We start from the raw sequence: 20147 nt of genomic DNA, 5'->3' as shown, positions 1-20147 counted from the left end.
GCTTTACTGCCTTTTGCCAAAGCTTCTACTGGCGTTTCGTGTCGGAAAAAGGCACATCTGTCTCGACATTGCTACATTAGCGCAAAATCTGCCAGCAACGAAAGGGCGATTGGCGGATTTTCGCAGAAGTTTGAGGAGGAAGACCCATGGTGGCAGCCGTCCCCTTGGTAGAGATCTGGCGCGGTGACTTTCTGGAGAGCCTGCACTGCGGTCATGCGGTGATTTGTGGCCCCGATGGCGAGATTGTCGAAGCTTGGGGCGATCCCCATGCGGTGGTTCTGCCGCGGTCTTCGTCAAAGATGATCCAGGCGCTGCCCTTGGTCGAAAGCGGCGCGGCAGACGCGCGTGGCCTGACAGGAGAACAGTTGGCGCTGGCCTGTGCGTCGCACAATGGCGCACCGATCCATGTTGAGCGGGTCAATGCCTGGCTGAAAGACATCGGATGCGGCGATGATGACTTTCGCTGTGGTCCGCAGGAAAGCCGTGACGATGACCTGCGCATTGAGATGATCCGCAACGGCGAAAGCGCCTGCCGGGTGCATAACAACTGTTCGGGCAAACACGCAGGCTTTCTGACGCTGAGCCAGCATCTGGGCGGCGGTGCGGAATATTGCCAGATCGATCACCCCGTGCAGCAGGCCTGCCTGTCTGCCTTTGAGGAGGTGACAGAGGAAACAAGCCCAGGCTTTGGCATTGATGGTTGTTCGGCACCGAACCACGCTGCCACCCTGCATGGCATCGCCCGCGCCATGGCGTTTTTCGCCGCTGCTGAAGAAGGTGGCGATGCCCGTCAGGACGCCGCAGCGCGTCTGCGGCAGGCGATGGTGACCTATCCGGAACTGGTCGCCGGCGAAGGCCGCGCCTGCACCGAGCTGATGCGGGCCTGCGACGGCCGTGTGGCGCTGAAAACCGGGGCTGAGGCGTTTTTCATCGCCATCATTCCGGAAAAGAAACTGGGTGTGGCGCTGAAGATCATGGATGGCACCACCCGCGGCGCCGAAGCGGCGATTGCCGCTATTCTGGTGAAACTGGGCATTCTGGACGCCAACCACCCGGCGGCACAGAAGTTCATGACCCCGATGATCCGCAACTGGGATGGCCTGGCGACCGGCGCGATCCGGCCGGCGGCGGCGCTGCTCTGACAGCAGGATGCCTCCGGCGGGAGTATTTTGGGAACATTGAAAGGGCGCCGCAGCGATGTGGCGCCTTTTGTTATCAAAGATGTGCTGCGAAGGCGTCAACCACCTTGGCATAGACCTCGCGTTTGAAGGGCACGATGTTGGCCACCAGGTCATCGGCAGGCAGCCAGCGCCATTCGGAGAATTCCGGATGATCGGTTTCGATGTTCACATCGGCATCTTCACCGTTGAAACGGATCAGGAACCATTTCTGTTCCTGCCCACGATAGCGGCCTTTCCAGATCCGGGGCACGATGTCATGGGGCAGGTCATAGGCGATCCAGCCATCGGTTTCGGCGATGATCTGGGCCTTGTCTTCGGTGACGCCGGTTTCTTCCCAAAGCTCGCGCAGGGCTGCGGCGCGTGGCGCTTCGCCCTCGTCGACACCGCCCTGCGGCATCTGCCAGGCGGGGGCGTCATTGTCGAGGCGCTGGCCAACAAAGACGTGGTTGTCAGCATTGATCAGCATTACCCCCACGCAGGGGCGATAGGGCAGTTTGGCGATCTCTTCGGGTGTCATGTCCGGATCCTCTGAGGGCAGGTTTGACCCTGTCTGGCATGGAAGTTCGATATAGAAAAGCCCCCGGGATCCCCGGGGGCTGATCTTGTCAGTTGCTGTGTAGCTTTGGCTCGCGGCTTAGTCCTGCGATGCCAGCGCGGTCAGGCCTTTCAGCAGGTCCACGGCATAGGCCAGCTGATAGTCGTCTTCGCGCAGCTTGGCGGCCTCTTCTGCCTTGGCGCGTTCGTCTTCGATCTGCTGGATTTCATCTTCGCTGAGCGAGTCGTTGGAGAGCGAACCGCGCAGATCCGCCTCGGAGCGGCTGCTGCGCGCCTCTTCTTCCGCGGCCTCCGCCTCGGGGGTGCGGCGCGGCTGTTCCACCACGATGTCAGGCGACACGCCCAGGTTCTGGATGGAGCGGCCCGACGGGGTGTAGTAGCGCGCGGTGGTCAGGCGCATGGCCCCGTTGGAGCGCAGCGGCATCACGGTTTGAACCGAGCCTTTGCCGAAGCTTTTGGTGCCCACAACAATGGCGCGGCGGTGATCCTGCAGGGCGCCAGCGACAATTTCTGACGCCGAAGCGGATCCGCCGTTGATCAGCACCACAATTGGTTTGCCCTCGGCCAGATCACCTTCTTTGGCGTTATAGCGTTCACCCTCGGCCGGGTTGCGGCCACGGGTCGACACGATCTCACCGCTTTCCAGGAAGGCATCGGAGACGCGGATTGCCTGGGTCAGCAGGCCGCCGGGGTTGTTGCGCAGGTCCAGAACGATGCCATCGACATTGTCGAGCCCGCCCAGATCGGCGGCAGCCTTTTCCAGCCCGTCCTTGAGGTTGGGGTAGGTCTGATCGTTGAAGGTGGTGACCCGCAGCACAACGGTGTTGCCTTCGGTGCGGGTGCGCACGGCGGTCAATTTGATGGTGTCACGGATGATTGAGATGTCGAAGGGCTCGGGCTCACCCTCACGTACAACGGTGATGATGGTTTCGCTGCCCACCGGGCCGCGCATCAGTTCCACTGCTTCGTCCAGGGTCAGACCCAGCAGCGTGTCACCGTCGACATGGGTGATGAAGTCACCGGCCTCAACACCTGCTTCGCTGGCCGGGGTGCCATCGATGGGCGAGACCACTTTGACGAAACCCTCTTCCTGGGTGACCTCAATGCCAAGGCCGCCAAATTCACCGCGGGTCTGCACACGCATATCGGCGGCATCATCGGGCGACAGGTAGCTGGAATGGGGATCAAGCGAGGTGAGCATGCCGTTGATCGCGGCTTCGATCAGCTCTTTCTCATCAACTTCTTCAACATATTGCGCGCGGATCCGTTCAAAGATGTCGCCAAACAGGTCCAGCTGTTCATAGACATTGGTTTGCGCTTGGTTTTCCTGCGCCAGCAGCGGGCCTGCGACCTGGGTGGTGGCGATCACCCCGGCCAGAGTGCCGCCCAATGCGGCCATCAGAAATCGTTTCATAGGTTACTTATCCTTCCCCGTTGCGAACCACGCGACCGGATCCACCGGGGCGTTGTTTTCTCTCACCTCTATATAGAGCGTTTCTGAGGCCTCAGTTCCAGCCCCCTCACCAGCCTGTGACAGAATGGTGCCAATTTCTGCTTCTTCGCCGCCCATAAGGCCGATCGGGCTGCCCGAGGGCAGCACCTGACCGGCGCTGCCATAGACCACATCCAACCCCGCCAGCACCAGCAACAGACCAGCCTGCGGTTCCAGAATGACCACATTGCCATAGTCCAGCAGCGGACCAAGGTAGCGCAGCGTTGCGGCGGTTGGGGTTGTCACCAGCGCACGTGGGCGGGTCGCCAGGATCAGACCGGGGCGGGTGATGCCAGCTGCGTCCGCCTCACCCGCGCGGCGCAGGATCGTGCCCTGAACCGGCAGCGGCAGCTTGCCTTTGCGATGGCTGATATCGGGCAAGGAACCGGGTGCTTCGCCTTCAGCAATCTCACTGAGGCCTGAGGCAAAACCCGTTAATGTTTCCGCCGAGGCCACCAAAAGCGCCGTTTTCAGCGGATCTTCGGTAAAGCGTTTGGGCAGGTTTGTGCGATCAGAAATGGCCTGGCTGAGGTCGGTGCGGGCCTGTTGTACGCCGTCCAATCCCTGCGCCAACGTATCTACCGCGCTTTGCTGCAGGCTGCGCAGAATCGCCACTTCCTGCAGTTTACTGCGCAGCGCCTGGGCCTGATCGGTCAGCGCCGGGGTGACATCCGCCAGCAACATGCCTGAACGCGCGGTATCTGTTGGCCCGTCGGGGTGCATCGCCAGCACCGGATCCGGCGTGGCGGCGATCGATTGCAAAACCCCTAGGAGCTGCGAAATCTCGGTTTCCCGCGCGTCCAGTTCGCGGGTCAGCTGCGCCTCCCGCAGGGACACCCGGCGCAATCCTTCGCGCATCGCTTCCAGCCCGTCCTCAAAGGCGCGCAGGGTTTCGGTCAACGCTTTGACCCGATCTCGTGCTTTTTCCGCAGCGGCCAGCGTCTGCCCTGCCTGATCCAGCCGCGCTGCCGCGGCTTCGGCCAGGGCCGCGGGCGAGGTTTCGGCCGCCACCGCGTTCATCAGGCCGATGGTCAGGCCAACACTCAGGCTGAGCGGGAGGATCAGCGCGCGGATCATTCCTGCAGCAGGCTCCGGCCAGTCATCTCTTCGGGTTGCGGCAGGCCCATCAGTTCCAGCAATGTCGGTGCCAGATCGGCCAAGCGCCCGTTGCGCAGAGTTGCCCCGGCGGGGCCGCCAACCAGCGCCACAGGCACCGGGTTCACGGTATGCGCGGTGTGCGGGCCACCGGTTTCGGGATCCACCATGGTTTCGCAATTGCCGTGATCTGCGGTCACGATCATCGCGCCACCTGCTTTTTCCAGCGCCGCCATCACCGCGACCAGCCCCTGATCCACGGCTTCGCAGGCTTTGATCGCCGCATCCAGATCGCCGGTGTGGCCCACCATATCGGGGTTGGCGTAGTTGGTGACGATCAGGTCATAGCCTTCTTCGATGGCGCGGACGAAGTTTTCGGTCACTTCCGGCGCGCTCATTTCGGGCTGTAGATCATAGGTGGCAACCTTGGGCGATGGCGCCATATAGCGATCTTCGCCAACCTCAGGATCCTCTTTGCCACCGTTCAGGAAGAAGGTGACATGGGGGTATTTCTCGGTCTCGGCCAGACGGAACTGCCGTTTGCCCTGTTTCGCAACCCAGGCGCCCAGCGTGTTCACGATATTGCGCGGGGGAAACACGGTGGAGAGGTAGGCGTTGTGGCCTTCGGAATATTCAACCATCCCCAGGAGCGCCGCCCAATCCGGGCGCGGGCTGACGTCAAATTCTGCGAAATCCTGTTCGCCGATGGCGCGCAGGATCTCACGGGCACGGTCTGCGCGGAAGTTGAGGCAGAAGAAGCCATCGCCGTCTTTGGCGCCGGCGTAATCACCAATGACCGTCGCGGCCACAAATTCATCGCTGGCGTCTTTGCTGTAGGAGGTCTCAACCGCCTCTGCGGCGGAGGTCGCAGCGGCGCCTTGGCCCTGCACCATCGTGGCATAGGCGGTGGAGACCCGTTCCCAGCGATTGTCGCGATCCATCGCGTAGTAGCGGCCCGTTACCGTCGCGATCCGGGCGTTGTCGGGCAGCGCTGCCTCCAGCTGGGCCAGATAAGTAAGGGCGGATTTAGGCGCCACATCGCGTCCGTCGGTGACGGCGTGCAGCGCGACCGGCACACCGGCATCTGTCACGGCTTTCACCGCCGCGATGATATGGGTCAGGTGACCATGCACCCCACCGTCCGAGACCAGGCCCATCAAATGCGCGGTGCCGCCTGAGGTTTTCAGCGTCTCGATGAAATCGACAAGGGCCGCTTCGGTCTGGAAGGTGCCTTCTTCAATCGACAGGTCAATCTGCCCAAGGTCCATCGCCACCACCCGGCCTGCGCCGATATTGGTGTGACCCACCTCAGAGTTGCCCATCTGACCGCGCGGCAACCCAACATCGGGACCGTGGGTGATCAGCTCTGCCGAGGGGCAGGTGGCCATGATCCGATCAAAACCGGGGGTGTTTGCCAATGCGGGCGCATTGGCCCCGTTTTCCGCGCGTTTGCCCCAGCCATCAAGGATGCACAAAACAACGGGTTTTGGATGAGTCATAGCCTGCCCTTTCGCTCTTACTTGCTATCTAAGCGGCTGAGCGGAAGGGGGCAAGCTTTCAGGCCAAGCTTTCAGGCGGGGCTGATCAGACCCGATGGTAGGGGCTGCCCGCTTGAATGGAGGCCGCGCGGTAAAGCTGTTCGGACAGCATCACCCGCACCAGCATATGCGGCCAGACCATCTTGCCGAAGGAAATGGCAAAGTCAGCTTTGGCCCGCAGGCTGGGATCAATACCATCCGCGCCGCCGATCACAATCGCCAGATCCTGACGCCCGTTGTCGCGCCATTCGCCCAGCTTGTCAGAAAACTGCGGCGAAGACAGAACCTTGCCGCGTTCATCCATCACGCAAAGCAGGGCCCCCTTGGGGATCACACGCTCCAGCAGCGCGGCCTCCGCCGCCATGCCGCCGCCCTTTTTATCCTCAACCTCATGAAAGGTGAGGGGGCCCAGGCCGTGGGCCCGGCCAGTGCGGTCAAAACGTTGGGTGTAATCGTCAATAAGCGCCTTTTCAGGGCCGGTGCGCAACCGGCCCACGGCGCAGATGTGAACCCGCATGGGCTTAGCCCTGCGGTTTGTCGGGCGAAATGCCGTCCCGCCACATTTTTTCCATCTGATAGAATTCGCGCACTTCGGGGCGGAAGACATGCACGATGATGTCGCCGGTGTCGATCAGCACCCAGTCACCGGTCGCCTTGCCTTCCACACGGGAGGCACGGCCCAGATCCTGTTTCAGACGGTCCACCAGTTTTTCTGAGATGGCCGAAACCTGACGTGAGGAGCGGCCGGAACAGACCACCATGTAATCGCCGATCGAGGTTTTACCGCGCAGATCGATCTGCTCGATATCCTCGGCCTTTTCATCTTCGAGAGTGGAAAGGATGTGTGCCAGCAACTCTTCGCTGGTGACATCTTTGGCGGATTGGCTCATTGCGGACTCCGCTTTGGTGTTGAGAGACAGGACATAGTCCTCCTTCTTGCAAACGCCGTTCTGCGTCCCGGCGCTGGACAGATTCAGATTAGCACCGGATATGTGGAATCTCAATCTTACCTTCAAGCAGGAAAACGCCCCGTTTTGCCCATTTTCACGCCTTTGCGCCGCTTTTTGGCGGGTTTTGCCTTCGGCGAGAGTATTTGGGGACGTTGAAAGGCGGTTTCACGGTTTTGCAAATACTCTGGGGTTTGGGGCAAGGCCCCAATCGGTCAGTCGGTATCCATGGGCAAACTTGACGGCAGCATGGTAACTTCGCGCTGTGGGAAGGGGATGGAAATGCGATGTTCCTGGAAAGCATCCCAAAGCGCCAGATAGACATTGCCGCGGATGTTGGTCAGCCCGCCGGTTGGGTCTTCGATCCAGAACCGCAGCACGTAGTCCACCGAACTGTCGCCAAAGCCGATGATGTGGCAGACGGGCGGCTTCTTTTCCAGCACACGATCCACGCTGAGCGCCGCTGCAATGGCGATGCGGCGCACCTGATGCGGGTCATCGTGATAGGCGGTGCCAAAATGGATATCCAGACGTACATAGTCGTTGGAATGGGACCAGTTGACCACCTGACCGGTGATCAGATCCTCATTGGGGATGAGGTATTCCTTGCCGTCCCGGGTGACCACGCTGACATAGCGCGCGCCAAGGGCTTCGATCCAGCCGAAGGTGGACCCGAGCGAGATCACGTCACCTGGTTTGATTGACTTGTCCAGTAGGATGATCACGCCGCTGACAAGGTTTGAGACCACCTTTTGCAGGCCAAAACCAAGGCCCACACCAATGGCGCCTGACAGGAAGGCAAGCCCGGTGAGATCAACGCCAACCGCCTTCAGCCCGACAAAAAGCGCGGCGGAGTACAGCGCCAATTGCAGAACCTTGACCAGCAGCACCTGCATCGAGGGGGAAATCTCAGCGTTGCGGCGGATCCGGTCTGTGGTGACACGGGCCAGAAACCGCGCCGCTGCGATCAGCACCCCAACCACGGCGATGCCCTGCACGACCGTCCAGAGCGACAGTTGCAAATCCCCAAAATCGACGGCAGCACTTTGCAGCAGGGCCTGCGCTTCGTCGGTGAGGTTCAAAATCGAGAGGGTGACCCAGATCCAGCCGGTATATCGCACCACGGAGCGCAGGAATTTGTTGCCGATCAGTCGGGTCAGGAAGGCAATGACCAGCCAGGCCAGCGCCAGTTGCGCAATGATCGCCAGCATATAGCTGCGGCTGGGCCAGGTGACTTCGCGCATGATCCAGACGGTCGGCCAGATGAGCGCGGCAAACAGGATCAGGTTCAGCCGTTTGTGCAGGATCACCAGAATGCGCATCCGCCAGGTGGGCCAGCCGGTGAGGGTGCGCATCCAGTCATGCAGTCGTGGGCCCAGAACACGGGTCAGCAGGAAGGTCGCCAGAACCAGCCCCAGGGCAATCGCCACCTGATATGCGTTCCAGGGCCGCAACAGCCCGGTGAGAAACCGTTCTAAGTCCGATGCCAGCCCTAACGCCACATCCTGTGCCATCTCCTGCGCAGCGGCGGGCGCGGTGTCAGCGGCAGCTTCAGCGGTTTCGTCTAAGGTTGTGCTGCTTTCTTCGTTCATAGGCTCCCTCTGTGCCTATTGGTGCACAGAAGGCGCCTTCGGGCAACCGCTTGAACTGTCAAAGCCCGTTGCAACGATCCAATGTCTCGCCCGCACCGATTTGTTGCATCATGTCAGCAACAGTGAGCCCGGTGAGGAAGGGACGGAACTGCGTGCCGCCGTCGAAGCTGAGGCGGACGGAAATCTCCCCTTGTGGATCGGGCGTGCCGGTCAGGCTGCAACCTGCAATGCTGATTGAGAGGGTGCCTTCGGTGCCGTCCGAATCTTCGGCCTTCCATATCGCGATTTCGCGTTGCAGGGCTTCCAGCCTAATCACGTCTTCAGGGCTGAGCCGCCAGATGTCGCCATGTTGATCCAGCTGCACCGTGGCGCCTTTCTCTTGCCCGTTACGGGTGGCGCCAAAATACATCTCCATCCCGCCGGTCGGGATCGCAATATCAGGTGGCAATGTCACCTGGGCGGCCAGGTTGGCGGGATCACTGGTCAGCGGGTCCAATTGGCTGAGCCTGGCGACGGTCAGCGGGTTGATCGACCCGCAAGCCGTTAGAAAGAGGAGGGCAGGGAATATTGGCTTCATAGAATTCTCCATTGATTCGCGTAAAATTTAATGTAAAACGATAAGTGTTTACTAATTTGCATGGAGTCAACCGTGACAACGCGAAATCTATCCTTGCTGCTTCTCTGGGGCTGTAGACTGGCCATTGCGGGTTTGTTGGCCACAATGCTGATAGGTGTCTGGGCCAGTTATCAAAACCCTGAGGTGCTGGTTTTGGCGCGGGGGGATGTGCCTATTCTGGGGGATCTATCGCTCTGGGCTTGGCTGGGTAGCGTTGTGGTGGCGGCTGGGGTGATGGCGGTGGCGATCTATGTGCTGCTGCAGGCCCACCAGCTGTTTGACATTTACCGCGCAGGCGATCTGCTGAGCGCCGCCGCGGCCACGCGGATTTCGCGGATTGGCAAGGGGACGCTGTTGTTGGCGATTGCCTCTGTCCTTGCCCATCCGGTTCTGACGGTGCTTTTAACCTCGGCCAACCCGGTGGGCCAAAGAGCGGTCTCCCTGGCGCTATCCAGCAACGATGCGAGTCTTTTGTTGCTGGCGGGATTGCTGACCGTAATCGGCCGTGCCTTGCGGGAAGCAGCTGCGGTTGCGGCTGAAAACAAGGCCTTTGTCTGATGGAGATTGTGGTGCGCCTCGATGTGATGCTGGCCCTGCGTAAGATGAAATCGCGGGAGCTGGCAGAGCGGATTGGGATTTCCGAACAAAATCTTTCGCTTTTGAAATCAGGCAAAGTCAAAGGCGTGCGGTTTGAGACACTGGCGCGGATCTGTGATGTGCTGGGGTGTCAGCCGGGGGATCTCTTGGAGGCTGTGCCCCTATCCGAATGAGTATTGCAAGCGCCATTGCAACGCTGTTGATCTATCTATAACCATCTGGCCATGCTTGATATTCTTCTAATCCTCGCAGCTGGCTTTGGGGCCGGCATCATCAACGCGCTTGCAGGTGGCGGTACCTTTTTGACCTTCCCTGCCTTGGTGATGATTGGCATTCCGCCGGTGGCGGCCAATGCGACCAGCGCGGTTGCGGTCTTCCCCGGTTATCTGTCGGCGGCGCTGGGCTTCAAACGCGAGATTGGCGAACTGCCGCGCGCCAGCCTGATGCGGGCCTGCCTGGTGACCTTGATTGGCGGGCTGATCGGAGGGCTGTTGCTGTTGGTCTCCTCCAATGAGGTTTTTGCGGTTCTGGTGCCTTTCCTGTTGCTGGCGGCCACGCTGGCCTTTGCCTTTCAGGCGCAAATCCAGAACTGGATGCGCGGCACCGCGCTGAAGGCTACACCCTACGGCACCTTCGGCCTAATGGCGGTGTCGATCTATGGTGGCTACTTCAACGGGGGGCTGGGGATTGTCCTCCTGGCGCTGTTTGCGCTGTGGGGGATGGAGAGCCTCAATCAGATGAACGGGCTGAAAAACGCCCTGTCTTTTGTGATCTCGGCAATTTCGGTGGCGACCTTTGCGGTGGCGGGGATCGTGCATTGGAATGAGGCGCTGATCATGGCGGTGGCGGCCATTGCGGGGGGATTCGCTGGCGCCCATCTGGCTAAAATCCTGCCCAAAGCGGTGGTGCGCGGCTTTATTATCCTGATCGGATTGGGCATGTCAGCGGTGTTTTTCGCCCGAATTTGACCCGCTGCCCTGCGCACCGTGCCTTGCGGAAAATTGCCCTTCGGTGTAGGACGGGCGCAATGAAACGTATTTTCGATATCGACGACCGCAGCTTTCTGCCCTGGCGGTTCTTTGGCGCCAAGCGCGCCGTGCTCGCCTGCCTATAAGGCTGGGTGCCTGCCCTTGTGGCGGGCCTTTGTCGTTTCATCACCCCTACATCCAAAGACAATCCACGGGAGAGGACCATGACCGCCCCGAAGACACTCTATGATAAAATCTGGGACGCCCACGTTGCCCACGAAGCGGAAGACGGCACTTGCCTGCTGTACATTGACCGCCACCTGGTCCACGAAGTGACCAGCCCGCAGGCCTTTGAAGGGCTGCGCATGGCAGGCCGCAAGGTGCACGCGCCGGAAAAAACCATCGCCGTGCCGGACCACAACGTCCCCACCACTGCAGGCCGTGAAGACCCTGCACAGATGACCGAAGAAAGCCGCATTCAGGTTGAAGCGCTGGATAAGAACGCCAAAGAATTTGGTGTGCATTACTATCCGGTGTCTGACGTGCGTCAGGGCATCGTGCACATTGTTGGCCCTGAAAACGGCTGGACCCTGCCGGGCATGACCGTTGTGTGCGGCGACAGCCACACCGCGACCCATGGCGCGTTCGGCTCACTGGCCCACGGCATCGGCACCTCTGAGGTGGAGCACGTGCTGGCCACCCAGACGCTGATCCAGAAGAAGTCCAAGAACATGAAGGTGGAAATCACCGGCAAACTGAAGCCGGGTGTGACCGCCAAGGACATCACCCTGGCCGTGATCGGTGAAACCGGCACCGGCGGCGGCACTGGTTATGTGATCGAATATTGCGGTGAAGCCATCCGCGATCTGTCGATGGAAGGCCGCATGACCGTCTGCAACATGGCCATCGAAGGTGGCGCACGTGCAGGCCTGATCGCCCCTGATGAGACCACCTTTGAATACTGCAAGGGCCGCGCCCACGCGCCGAAAGGTGCCGCTTGGGAACAGGCGTTGGAGTATTGGAAGACCCTCTTCACCGACGAAGGCGCGCATTTCGACAAGGTTGTCACCCTGCGCGGCGAAGACATCGAACCGGTTGTGACCTGGGGCACCAGCCCTGAGGACGTTCTGCCGATCACCGGTGTTGTGCCCTCGCCGGAAGACTTTGAAGGCGGCAAAATCGAAGCGGCCCGCCGCTCGATCGAATACATGGGCCTGACCCCCGGTCAGAAACTCTCGGATATTGAGATCGACACCGTGTTCATCGGCTCCTGCACCAACGGCCGGATTGAAGACATGCGCGCCGTTGCCGAAGTGGTCAAAGGCAAGAAGATCAAAGAAGGCATCCGCGCGATGATCGTTCCGGGTTCGGGTCTGGTGCGTGCGCAGGCCGAAGAAGAAGGTCTGGCCGACATTTTCAAAGAGGCCGGTTTTGAGTGGCGTCTGGCGGGATGTTCGATGTGTCTGGCGATGAACCCCGATCAGCTGTCCGAGAATGAACGCTGTGCCTCGACCTCGAACCGCAACTTCGAAGGGCGTCAGGGCTACAAGGGCCGTACCCACCTGGTAAGCCCCGGTATGGCTGCTGCGGCAGCGCTGACTGGCAAGCTGACCGATGTACGTGAGCTGATGTAACCCATGTGTGCGGCGCTCACCCCTTCTGGAACGTCTGACCGTCTCCGCGTGCTTGTCATCGCGGAAGCGGCCAATCCTGAATGGGTGAGTGTACCTTTGGTCGGCTGGTCTCTTGCCAATGCCCTGCGCAGCGAATGTGACGTGCATATCGTCACACAGGTGCGCAACCGTGAGGCCTTCCTGCGGGCAGGTCTGGTGGAAGGGCAGGATTTCACCGCCATCGACACGGAATCGGTGGCGCGTGGCATCTACCGTCTGGGCGAAGCGCTGCGGATGGGCGAAGGCAAAGGTTGGACGATGGTCACAGCATTGTCGTCCCGTCTGGCTTACCCGGTGTTTGAGCGCAAAGTCTGGCGTCAGTTCGGATCGCAGATCCGGGCCGGGGCTTATGACATCGTGCATCGGGTGACCCCATTGACCCCAACCGCCAACAGCCTGTTGGCGGCCAAGTGCAAAGCGGCGTCTGTGCCGTTTGTCATGGGGCCGCTGAATGGCGGCGTGCCCTGGCCCAAAGGCTTTGAGCGTGAACGCCGGGCCGAACGCGAATGGCTGTCCTATGTGCGGGGGGCCTACAAGCTCTCCGGTGCGCGGCGGCGGATGCTGGATGCGGCCTCGGCGATCATTGCGGGCTCTCGCTTCACGGCGAGTGACATGCCTGCACAGCATCAAAGCAAGGTGACCTTGGTGCCGGAAAACGGCATTGATCCCAACCGGTTCGATCTGCAAGGCGATTTGCCACCACGGGGGGCAACACGCCCGCTGCGCGGCTGTTTCGTCGGGCGTCTGGTGCCCTACAAGGGGCCGGATATGCTGATCGAAGCGGCTGTGCCCTTTCTGCGTGATGGCTCGCTTGTCTTGGACATCATCGGCGATGGTCCGATGTTGGCGGGGCTCAATGCGCAAGCTGCAGATTTGGGCGTCGACGAGGCGATCACCTTCCATGGTTGGGTCGCACATGCAGATGTGCAGTCCACCCTTGGCTGCGCCGATATGCTGACCTTCCCCTCTGTGCGGGAGTTCGGCGGCGGCGTGGTGCTGGAAGCAATGGCGCTGGGTGTGGTTCCGGTGATCTGTGACTACGCAGGTCCTTCGGAATTGGTGGATGAGGCAACTGGCATCAAGGTGGCGATGGGATCGCGCGCTGATGTGGTGGCGGGGTTCCGCGCTGCATTGGCCGGGGTTCTGTCAGATCCTGAGATGCTGGCGCCGATGGCAGCCGCCGCCCGGGCAAAGGTCAAAACGCATTACACATGGGCCGCCAAGGCCAAACACATCAAAGACATCTATCATTGGGTGCTGAAACGGGACGGGCAAATCCCACGTCCCGCGCCGCTGGACACAGCGCTGTGGCACCCGCAAGAAACATGAATGAACCCAGGAGACTGAGTTAATGGAAAAATTCGAAAAACTCCAAGGCATTGCGGCCCCTATGCCGCTGGTCAACATCGACACTGACATGATCATCCCCAAGGTGTTCCTGAAGTCGATCCAGCGCACCGGTTTTGGTGTGAACCTGTTTGACGAAATGCGTTACAACCGCGACGGCACCGAGATCGAAGATTTCGTGCTGAACAAGCCGCAGTACCGCGACGCTGAAATCCTGATCGCCGGTGACAACTTCGGCTGTGGCTCCTCGCGTGAACACGCGCCTTGGGCGATCGCAGACTTTGGCATCAAATGCATCGTCTCGACCTCTTTCGCCGACATCTTCTTCAACAACTGCTTCAAGAACGGCATCCTGCCGATCGTTCTGCCGCAGGAACAGGTTGATGTGCTGATGGCCGACGCTGAGAAAGGTGCAAACGCACGCATGACCGTCGATCTGGAAGCGCAGGAAATCACCACCTCGGACGGCGTTGCCATTAGCTTCGAAGTGGATGCGTTCAAAAAGCACTGCCTGCTGAATGGTCTGGATGACATCGGTCTGACCATGGAAAAGGCCGACTCGATCAAATCCTATGAGCAGAAGCTGACCGCCGAACGCCCCTGGGTTTGATCCTGTCAAACATAACGTCTTTGAAACCCCTGCCGGCACCGGTGGGGGTTTTCTTTTGCCCGGGATTTACCGGGCTAAATTTTTGCTCAGCCGATGTTTGATTTACTCAGGCCTCATTTCGGTCTTAGCTGCTGTCAGTATTTCAAACATTTTTAGAGGAGTTGAGACATGAGTGACTGGGTGAAGCTGCTTTTGTTGGGGCTTCTGTCCCTGATGTTTGGTGTATTTATTCTTGGCGCGCCGGTGGTGGCGTCCATCGCGGTGACCGCAGTGACGGGCATCTTGTTACTGGTCAGCGGCGGTTTTCAGGTTGTTGGCGGCTTCATGGTGGATGGCCTTGGCAACAAAGCGCTTTCGATCATTCTGGGCATTGTGCTGCTGTTTTTGGGCTGGTCCTTCATCTCAAACCCGCTGCAGGGCACCATGTCTCTGTCGATGTTGGTGCTGATCCTCTTCGTGATCGGCGGCAGCGCGCGGGTGATCTACGCCCTGCAAATGCGCGGGTCGCAGTTTTTCTGGCCCATGCTGATTTCCGGGATCCTGTCGATTGTGCTGGCCGGGATGATCTGGCTGAACGCCGCCGAAGATCCTGCTTGGCTGCTGAATCTCATCGGGGTTCTGTTTGGAATTGAGATGCTGTTCAACGGGTTCGGCCTGATCTTTGTGGCCTTCTTCCTGCGTCGTGTCGACCAAAGCTGAGGCCACGTTACCGGCTAGACCTATGTCGCCTGCCCAACTGATTCAGGCTGTGCATCTGGGCAGGTGACCCACTAAATCTGGTATTTTGCCGGAAATTCCTCCCTTTGATTGATGCAATCGGGCACCACTCTGGCCGGCAAGTCGGTGAAATCTCAGGTGTTTCGCGCCGCCCGGGTTGAGCGCATGCCTCAAACAAGGCAGAATTGGGGCAAGAATGAGGCAGGCCGCCCAAACCGGGCGGCATCAAGTTGGACAACGGATGTGGCAGCGTATCGCATCTGGCCAACATGAAGGGATCGGGTTGTGATCGAACGTGTGGCAGGCGCGGTATTCCGGGCTTTCTGGGTGGCACTTCTGGTGGCCGTCCCATTTTTGCTGCTGCCCTTGGGGCTGGGCGATGCCACGGCTTTGGTTGTCCTGCTGGCCTTCCTTGCCGGGCTGATGACCTTCCTTGAATACAGCACGGAGTTTCCATCGGTTCTTGAGTTCCGCGATGCGGCGCCGTTCAACCGGATGCGGTTTGCGGCGGTGTTCCTTGTGGTTCTGGTGCTGGCCCTGATCCTGCGGGCGGAGGTCTATCCTTCGCAGCTGGGCCTGTTGTTGCAGGCGCTTGGTCGTCTGCTGGGCCAATGGGCCGATTTCCCTTATTCGCCGGTGCGTCTGGCGCTGCTGGCGCTGCCTGCCGATGCCCCACAGGCGCTGATCGATCATGTGCGGGTTGCGGCCGCGGTGGCCTATAGCCTGGCCGGTGGTGTCTTGCTGGTGTTCCTGGCGGTGGTGCGGTTTTCCGGCTGGCCGATGCGGGGCGGCGCCTTCAACGTTTGGGTCAACCTGCCGATGTTTGATCCGACCAAAGGCGATGTTCTGCTGCGTTTGCAGCGCGATGCCCGCATTAACGTAATGTTAGGCTTTATCCTGCCATTCTTGATCCCGGCAGTGCTGAAGGGGTTGTCGGGATGGATTGACCTCAACGTGCTGATGAACCCGCATGTTTTGATCTGGTCGATGATGATATGGGCCTGTTTGCCGGCAAATATGATTCTGCGTGGCGTCGCCATTGGTCGCGTCGCCGAGATGATCGACGAAAAGCGTCGCCGCACTTATGCCGAGGCCAAACTGGCCGATACGGCCTAGATGCTCTTCGGCGACTGATCGCCGTCGTGATCTTTGGGATCTTTGCAGGGGTCGCCTCAGCAGATGATCCGCCTGCGCAGGGGCTGCGCATTGCCACTTTCAACACGGAACTCTCGCGCAAAGGGCCTGGGCTGCTGCTGCGTGACATCCTGCGTGGGCAGGCGCAGGTGCAGGCGGTGGTCGCTGTCATTGCGGAAATGCAGCCAGATATCGTGTTGTTGCAGGACTTTGATTTTGACCATGGGCGGCAGGCGCTGACGGCCTTTGCCGATCTCTTGCGCGCCCAAGGTGTGGATTACCCTTTTGTGTTTGCGCTTCGCCCCAATTCTGGCCGGCCCACGGGGCTGGATCTGGACGGTGACGGGCGATTGGGGCACGCCCGTGATGCGCAGGGCTATGGTCAGTTTTCGGGGCAGGGCGGCATGGCCCTCCTGTCGCGCTACCCGGTGGAGGAGGAGGGCGTCAGGGATTTCTCCCCGCTGCTGTGGGCGGAATTGCCCGGGGCTGAGGGGGCCACCCGGCCTGAAGTGTTGCCGGATGCGTTCCGTGAGGTGCAGCGGTTAAGTGCGGTGGCCCATTGGCTGGTGCCCGTTGCCACCCCCAAGGGCCGGGTAAACCTGCTGGCATTTCATGCCAGCCCGCCGGTGTTTGACGGTCCAGAGGATCGCAATGGCTACCGCAATGCGGATGAGCTGCGGTTGTGGCTGGCACTGCTGGCCGGTCAACTTGGTCCGGTGCCCGATGGTCCTGTGGTCTTGCTGGGCGATGCCAACAATGACCCGACCTTGGGCGAGGGGCAGAAACCACCCCTGCTGGCCCTGCTCCGCCATCCTGAACTGCAGGATCCACTGGCAGCCAAGGGCCCAACAGTGAATTGGGTCCAAACCGGGCCCATGCGGGTGGACTATGTGCTGCCGTCGCGGGATGTGACGGTGATTGCGGCGGGGATCAGCGATGCTGATCCCGCTGCCAGTCGCCATCGATTGGTCTGGGTGGATATCAAGCCGCCGTGACCTGTGCCGCAGCTGATCCCGGCAGGTGGCGCGTTGCCTGTTGCAGGGCGTGCTCCACCGGGGTGGGGACGAACTCAGGCAACCAGTTCTGGAAGGCGGTGCCATCCAGCTGGTGCGGCAGATCCCAAAGATAGCGCATCTCAAAAAGATGTTTCATCATCGGCATGAACGGGCGCATCAGATGTAGCGGCGCCCATGACAAGCGGCGCAGGTGAACGGGCTGCGCAAGCGCTTGGGACAGCGCATCTGCCAGTTGCTGCCCTGTCAGCGTGTAGCCCGGAAACGGCAGGTCCAAGTAGCGCGGCAAGGCTGCGCGCTTGTCAGCCAGGGCAACAGCAGCGCGGGCCAGATCTGGCAGATAGGCCCAGGCATGCTGGGCATCTGGGCGGCCGGGATAGGTCAGAATGCCCTTGGGCAGCTTGGGCACCATCACCTTGTCGAACCAATTACCTGAGGCTTCGGTGTCCAGAAAATCGCCCGCCCGCAAGAGGATCGTCCGCACCCCTGCTTTACGATAGGCCGCTTCCATCTGGACGCGGATCCGGCCCAAAGGGTTCCGGGCCAGATGCGGGGTTTCAGCGGTCCAACCAAAGGGCGCATCGGGGCCGTACACATAGACATTGCCGGGCAGGATCACCGTTGCATCATTGGCCAAAGCCGCCTGCCGCACCTGTTCGTGCAAGGTGGGGACCTCCGCAGCCCAGTTCTGGTAGGGCGGATTCCAACCTGCAACAATGACATCCACACCACGGGCGGCCTGAGCCAGATCATCACGTGCCCGATCAAACCGGCGTAGCTGCCAGCCCGCAGCAGCAAAGGTGCTGCCGCAATGGCGGCCAAACCGGCCAGTGGCGCCAAGGATTAAAACAGTTTGGGTCATTCCATCGTCCTTTCAAAAACATCCCTCACAGTTTCGCGCAGATTTTGATCGTAAAAAATTGCCTAAGTTTGGATCTTATGTATTCATGAATGAATGGATAGCTTGACCCACCTCGACTGGACCCTTGTGCGCAATTTTCTGGCTGTGGCCGAGGCAGGATCGCTTTCGGCGGCGGCGCGGCAGTTGCGGGTCAGTCAGCCGACATTGGGCCGACAGATGAAACAGATCGAACAGGATCTAGGCGTGACGTTGTTCCTGCGGCAGCCGCGTGGGCTGGCCCTGTCAGAGGCCGGGCGCACCATGTTGCCCGCGGCGCGGCGTATGCAGGAAGCGATGAGTGAGATTGCCCTGACCGTGGCGGGCCGGGACACCGAAGCCCGCGGCCCTGTGCGGATCACCGCAAGTGAGGTCGTGGCGCAGCAGATCCTGCCGCCGATCCTGGGCCAGCTGCGCAGATGTCATCCCGAGATTACGCTGGACCTGACCGCCAGCGACAGCAGTGATAATCTGCTGTTTCGTGAAGCAGACATCGCGATCCGGATGTATCGCCCCACCCAGCTGGAAGTGGTCACCCGCAAGCTGGGTGACATGCAACTGGCGGTCTGCGCGGCGGAAAGTTACCTGCAAGACAGGCCAATGCCGCATCAGCCGCAGGATCTGTTGGATCAGGATCATGCGCTGGTGGGTTATGATCAAAGTGAGCTGATCCTGCGTGGCATGCGGGATCTGGGCTGGCCGGCGACCCGCGATTGGTTTGCCACCCGTTGTGATGCCCAAAACACCTACTGGGAGCTGATCAAATCGGGCTGCGGAATCGGCTTCGGCCAACGCTGGCTGATCGATCAAACCCCGGAAGTGCGGCGGCTGGATCTGGGGCTTGAAGTGCCCGCTTTGCCGGTCTGGCTGGCCACACCGCAGGCGCTGCGCAATATCCCCCGTATTTCCACGGTTTGGCAGGTACTTGAAAGCGGCTTGAGGCCCTTCATTTCTTGACCATTTTCGCCTTAACGGGTAGGCGTTTGGCAACAGATAAAACCGAGGAAAAGCAATATGACCAACCCTTCGCTTCTTATCCTGCCCGGTGACGGCATTGGCCCCGAAGTCATGGCAGAAGTGCGCAAGATCATTGACTGGTTCGGCGCCAATCGCGACCTGTCATTTGACGTGAGCGAAGGCCTGGTTGGCGGCGCCTCTTATGATGCGCATGGCACCCCTCTGACCGACGAAACCATGGAACTGGCCCAGTCGGTGGACGCGGTTCTGCTGGGGGCTGTTGGCGGCCCGAAATACGATGAGCTGGACTTCTCGGTGAAGCCCGAGCGGGGCCTGCTGCGCCTGCGCAAGGAAATGGACCTTTATTCGAACCTGCGCCCGGCGCAGTGTTTTGACGCACTGGCTGATTTCTCATCCCTGAAGAAAGACGTGGTCGCGGGCCTCGACATCATGATCGTGCGCGAACTGACCTCGGGCATCTACTTTGGTGAGCCGCGCGGCATCATCGAAGAGGGCAATGAGCGTGTTGGCATCAACACCCAGCGCTACACCGAATCTGAGATCGATCGTGTGGCCCGTTCGGCGTTTGAGCTGGCGATGCGTCGTGGCAAAAAACTCTGCTCGATGGAAAAAGCCAACGTGATGGAATCGGGCATTCTGTGGCGTGAAGTTGTGACCGAGGTGGCGAAAGACTACCCCGAGGTTGAGCTGTCGCACATGTATGCAGACGCTGGCGCGATGCAGCTTTGCCGCTGGCCCAAACAGTTCGACGTCATCGTGACCGACAACCTGTTTGGTGACCTGTTGTCGGATGCCGCCGCGATGCTGACCGGTTCGCTGGGCATGTTGCCCTCGGCCAGCCTTGGTGCGCCGATGGCCAACGGCCGTCCGAAAGCACTTTATGAACCGGTACACGGTTCGGCGCCGGATATCGCCGGTGAAGGCAAAGCCAACCCGATCGCCTGTATCCTCAGCTTCTCGATGGCGCTGCGCTACTCCTTCGATCAGGGCGCTGAAGCCGATCGTCTGGAAGCCGCGGTTGAGCGGGTTCTGGCGGACGGTGTGCGCACCGCAGATCTGCTGGGTGAGGAAGGTGTGACCCCGGTCAGCACCTCGGGCATGGGTGACGCAGTGATTGCGGCGCTGGACGCCAGCCTCTGATCCATCGCTGATCTGAAAGAATTACACCCGTCCCTGCAAAGGGGCGGGTGTTTTGG

Annotated in this window: 21 protein-coding genes; 12 read left to right on the top strand and 9 right to left on the bottom strand. The window is 60.3% G+C overall.

The features are described 5' to 3' along the window. Nucleotides 1-146 precede the first annotated feature (146 nt). Nucleotides 147-1142: an asparaginase gene (locus tag TL5118_RS16405; protein WP_058245398.1), complete on the top strand. Its 996-nt coding sequence runs from the start codon at nt 147-149 to the stop codon at nt 1140-1142. 73 nt (nt 1143-1215) lie between these two features. On the opposite strand, the gene TL5118_RS16400 is transcribed toward TL5118_RS16405, so the two are convergent. From TL5118_RS16400 to TL5118_RS16365, 8 genes are all read right to left on the bottom strand, one after another. After that, nucleotides 1216-1698 (bottom strand): RNA pyrophosphohydrolase, encoded by a 483-nt coding sequence (locus tag TL5118_RS16400; protein ID WP_058245397.1) that lies wholly within the window; start codon nt 1696-1698, stop codon nt 1216-1218. A 117-nt stretch (nt 1699-1815) separates the two neighbouring features. Then, nucleotides 1816-3150: a S41 family peptidase gene (locus TL5118_RS16395; protein WP_058245396.1), complete on the bottom strand. Its 1335-nt coding sequence runs from the start codon at nt 3148-3150 to the stop codon at nt 1816-1818. Between the two features lie 3 nt (nt 3151-3153). Next, the gene (locus TL5118_RS16390) at nt 3154-4305 is read right to left on the bottom strand and encodes a murein hydrolase activator EnvC family protein (protein WP_058245395.1); all 1152 of its coding nucleotides are present in this window, start codon (nt 4303-4305) and stop codon (nt 3154-3156) included. Further along, nucleotides 4302-5822, bottom strand: coding sequence for a 2,3-bisphosphoglycerate-independent phosphoglycerate mutase (gene gpmI / locus TL5118_RS16385; RefSeq protein ID WP_058245394.1), 1521 nt, complete (start codon nt 5820-5822; stop codon nt 4302-4304). Before gpmI ends, TL5118_RS16390 begins: the two co-directional genes overlap by 4 nt. An 85-nt stretch (nt 5823-5907) precedes the next feature. Next, on the bottom strand, nt 5908-6378 hold the full coding sequence (gene rlmH / locus TL5118_RS16380) for a 23S rRNA (pseudouridine(1915)-N(3))-methyltransferase RlmH (RefSeq protein ID WP_058245393.1): 471 nt from the start codon (nt 6376-6378) through the stop codon (nt 5908-5910). Nucleotides 6379-6382: 4 nt separating this feature from the next. Continuing rightward, nucleotides 6383-6751: a ribosome silencing factor gene (rsfS, locus tag TL5118_RS16375; RefSeq protein ID WP_058245392.1), complete on the bottom strand. Its 369-nt coding sequence runs from the start codon at nt 6749-6751 to the stop codon at nt 6383-6385. Nucleotides 6752-7023: 272 nt separating this feature from the next. Then, nucleotides 7024-8400, bottom strand: a complete 1377-nt coding sequence (locus TL5118_RS16370) for a mechanosensitive ion channel family protein (protein ID WP_082626440.1) — start codon at nt 8398-8400, stop codon at nt 7024-7026. Between the two features lie 58 nt (nt 8401-8458). Further along, nucleotides 8459-8977, bottom strand: a complete 519-nt coding sequence (locus tag TL5118_RS16365; protein ID WP_131727454.1) for a hypothetical protein — start codon at nt 8975-8977, stop codon at nt 8459-8461. Nucleotides 8978-9049: 72 nt separating this feature from the next. Between TL5118_RS16365 and TL5118_RS16360 the strand changes: the two genes are divergently transcribed. The 9 genes from TL5118_RS16360 (at nt 9050) to TL5118_RS16320 (ending at nt 17057) form a co-directional block, all read left to right on the top strand. After that, nucleotides 9050-9574, top strand: a complete 525-nt coding sequence (locus TL5118_RS16360; protein ID WP_165590059.1) for a DUF2975 domain-containing protein — start codon at nt 9050-9052, stop codon at nt 9572-9574. Beyond that, nucleotides 9574-9786, top strand: coding sequence for a helix-turn-helix domain-containing protein (locus TL5118_RS16355; protein WP_058245389.1), 213 nt, complete (start codon nt 9574-9576; stop codon nt 9784-9786). The genes TL5118_RS16360 and TL5118_RS16355 overlap by 1 nt, the downstream gene beginning before the upstream one ends. Nucleotides 9787-9837: 51 nt before the next feature. Continuing rightward, a complete protein-coding gene (locus TL5118_RS16350; protein WP_058245388.1) occupies nt 9838-10581 on the top strand; it encodes a sulfite exporter TauE/SafE family protein in 744 nt (247 codons plus the stop codon). A 224-nt stretch (nt 10582-10805) separates the two neighbouring features. Beyond that, complete coding sequence (leuC, locus tag TL5118_RS16345) at nt 10806-12215, top strand: 3-isopropylmalate dehydratase large subunit (protein WP_058245387.1); 1410 nt, start codon at nt 10806-10808, stop codon at nt 12213-12215. A 3-nt stretch (nt 12216-12218) separates the two neighbouring features. Beyond that, the gene (locus TL5118_RS16340; RefSeq protein ID WP_058245386.1) at nt 12219-13583 is read left to right on the top strand and encodes a glycosyltransferase family 4 protein; all 1365 of its coding nucleotides are present in this window, start codon (nt 12219-12221) and stop codon (nt 13581-13583) included. Nucleotides 13584-13605: 22 nt separating this feature from the next. Then, nucleotides 13606-14211 carry a 3-isopropylmalate dehydratase small subunit gene (leuD, locus tag TL5118_RS16335; protein WP_058245385.1) on the top strand — a complete coding sequence of 202 codons (606 nt, stop codon included), beginning with the start codon at nt 13606-13608 and terminating at the stop codon, nt 14209-14211. A 168-nt stretch (nt 14212-14379) separates the two neighbouring features. After that, nucleotides 14380-14910 carry an HdeD family acid-resistance protein gene (locus TL5118_RS16330; protein ID WP_058245384.1) on the top strand — a complete coding sequence of 177 codons (531 nt, stop codon included), beginning with the start codon at nt 14380-14382 and terminating at the stop codon, nt 14908-14910. A 303-nt stretch (nt 14911-15213) separates the two neighbouring features. Next, a complete protein-coding gene (locus TL5118_RS16325) occupies nt 15214-16044 on the top strand; it encodes a hypothetical protein (protein ID WP_058245383.1) in 831 nt (276 codons plus the stop codon). Between the two features lie 26 nt (nt 16045-16070). Continuing rightward, on the top strand, nt 16071-17057 hold the full coding sequence (locus TL5118_RS16320) for an endonuclease/exonuclease/phosphatase family protein (protein ID WP_165590056.1): 987 nt from the start codon (nt 16071-16073) through the stop codon (nt 17055-17057). Here the strand turns inward: TL5118_RS16320 and TL5118_RS16315 are convergent. Beyond that, complete coding sequence (locus TL5118_RS16315; RefSeq protein WP_058245382.1) at nt 17044-17937, bottom strand: Rossmann-fold NAD(P)-binding domain-containing protein; 894 nt, start codon at nt 17935-17937, stop codon at nt 17044-17046. The two genes, TL5118_RS16320 and TL5118_RS16315, sit on opposite strands and share 14 nt — an antisense overlap. Before the next feature lie 93 nt (nt 17938-18030). On the opposite strand from TL5118_RS16315, the gene TL5118_RS16310 reads away from it, so the two are divergent. Continuing rightward, complete coding sequence (locus TL5118_RS16310; RefSeq protein ID WP_058245381.1) at nt 18031-18930, top strand: LysR family transcriptional regulator; 900 nt, start codon at nt 18031-18033, stop codon at nt 18928-18930. A gap of 57 nt (nt 18931-18987) precedes the next feature. Next, nucleotides 18988-20091 (top strand): 3-isopropylmalate dehydrogenase, encoded by a 1104-nt coding sequence (gene leuB / locus TL5118_RS16305; protein WP_058245380.1) that lies wholly within the window; start codon nt 18988-18990, stop codon nt 20089-20091. The last annotated feature ends 56 nt before the right edge of the window (nt 20092-20147 follow it).

This window comes from Thalassovita autumnalis (assembly GCF_001458255.1).
In the GTDB taxonomy this organism is placed as follows: domain Bacteria; phylum Pseudomonadota; class Alphaproteobacteria; order Rhodobacterales; family Rhodobacteraceae; genus Thalassobius; species Thalassobius autumnalis.
Note: the sequence above shows the minus strand (reverse complement) of the source record. Positions and strands in the feature narration are given on the sequence as shown.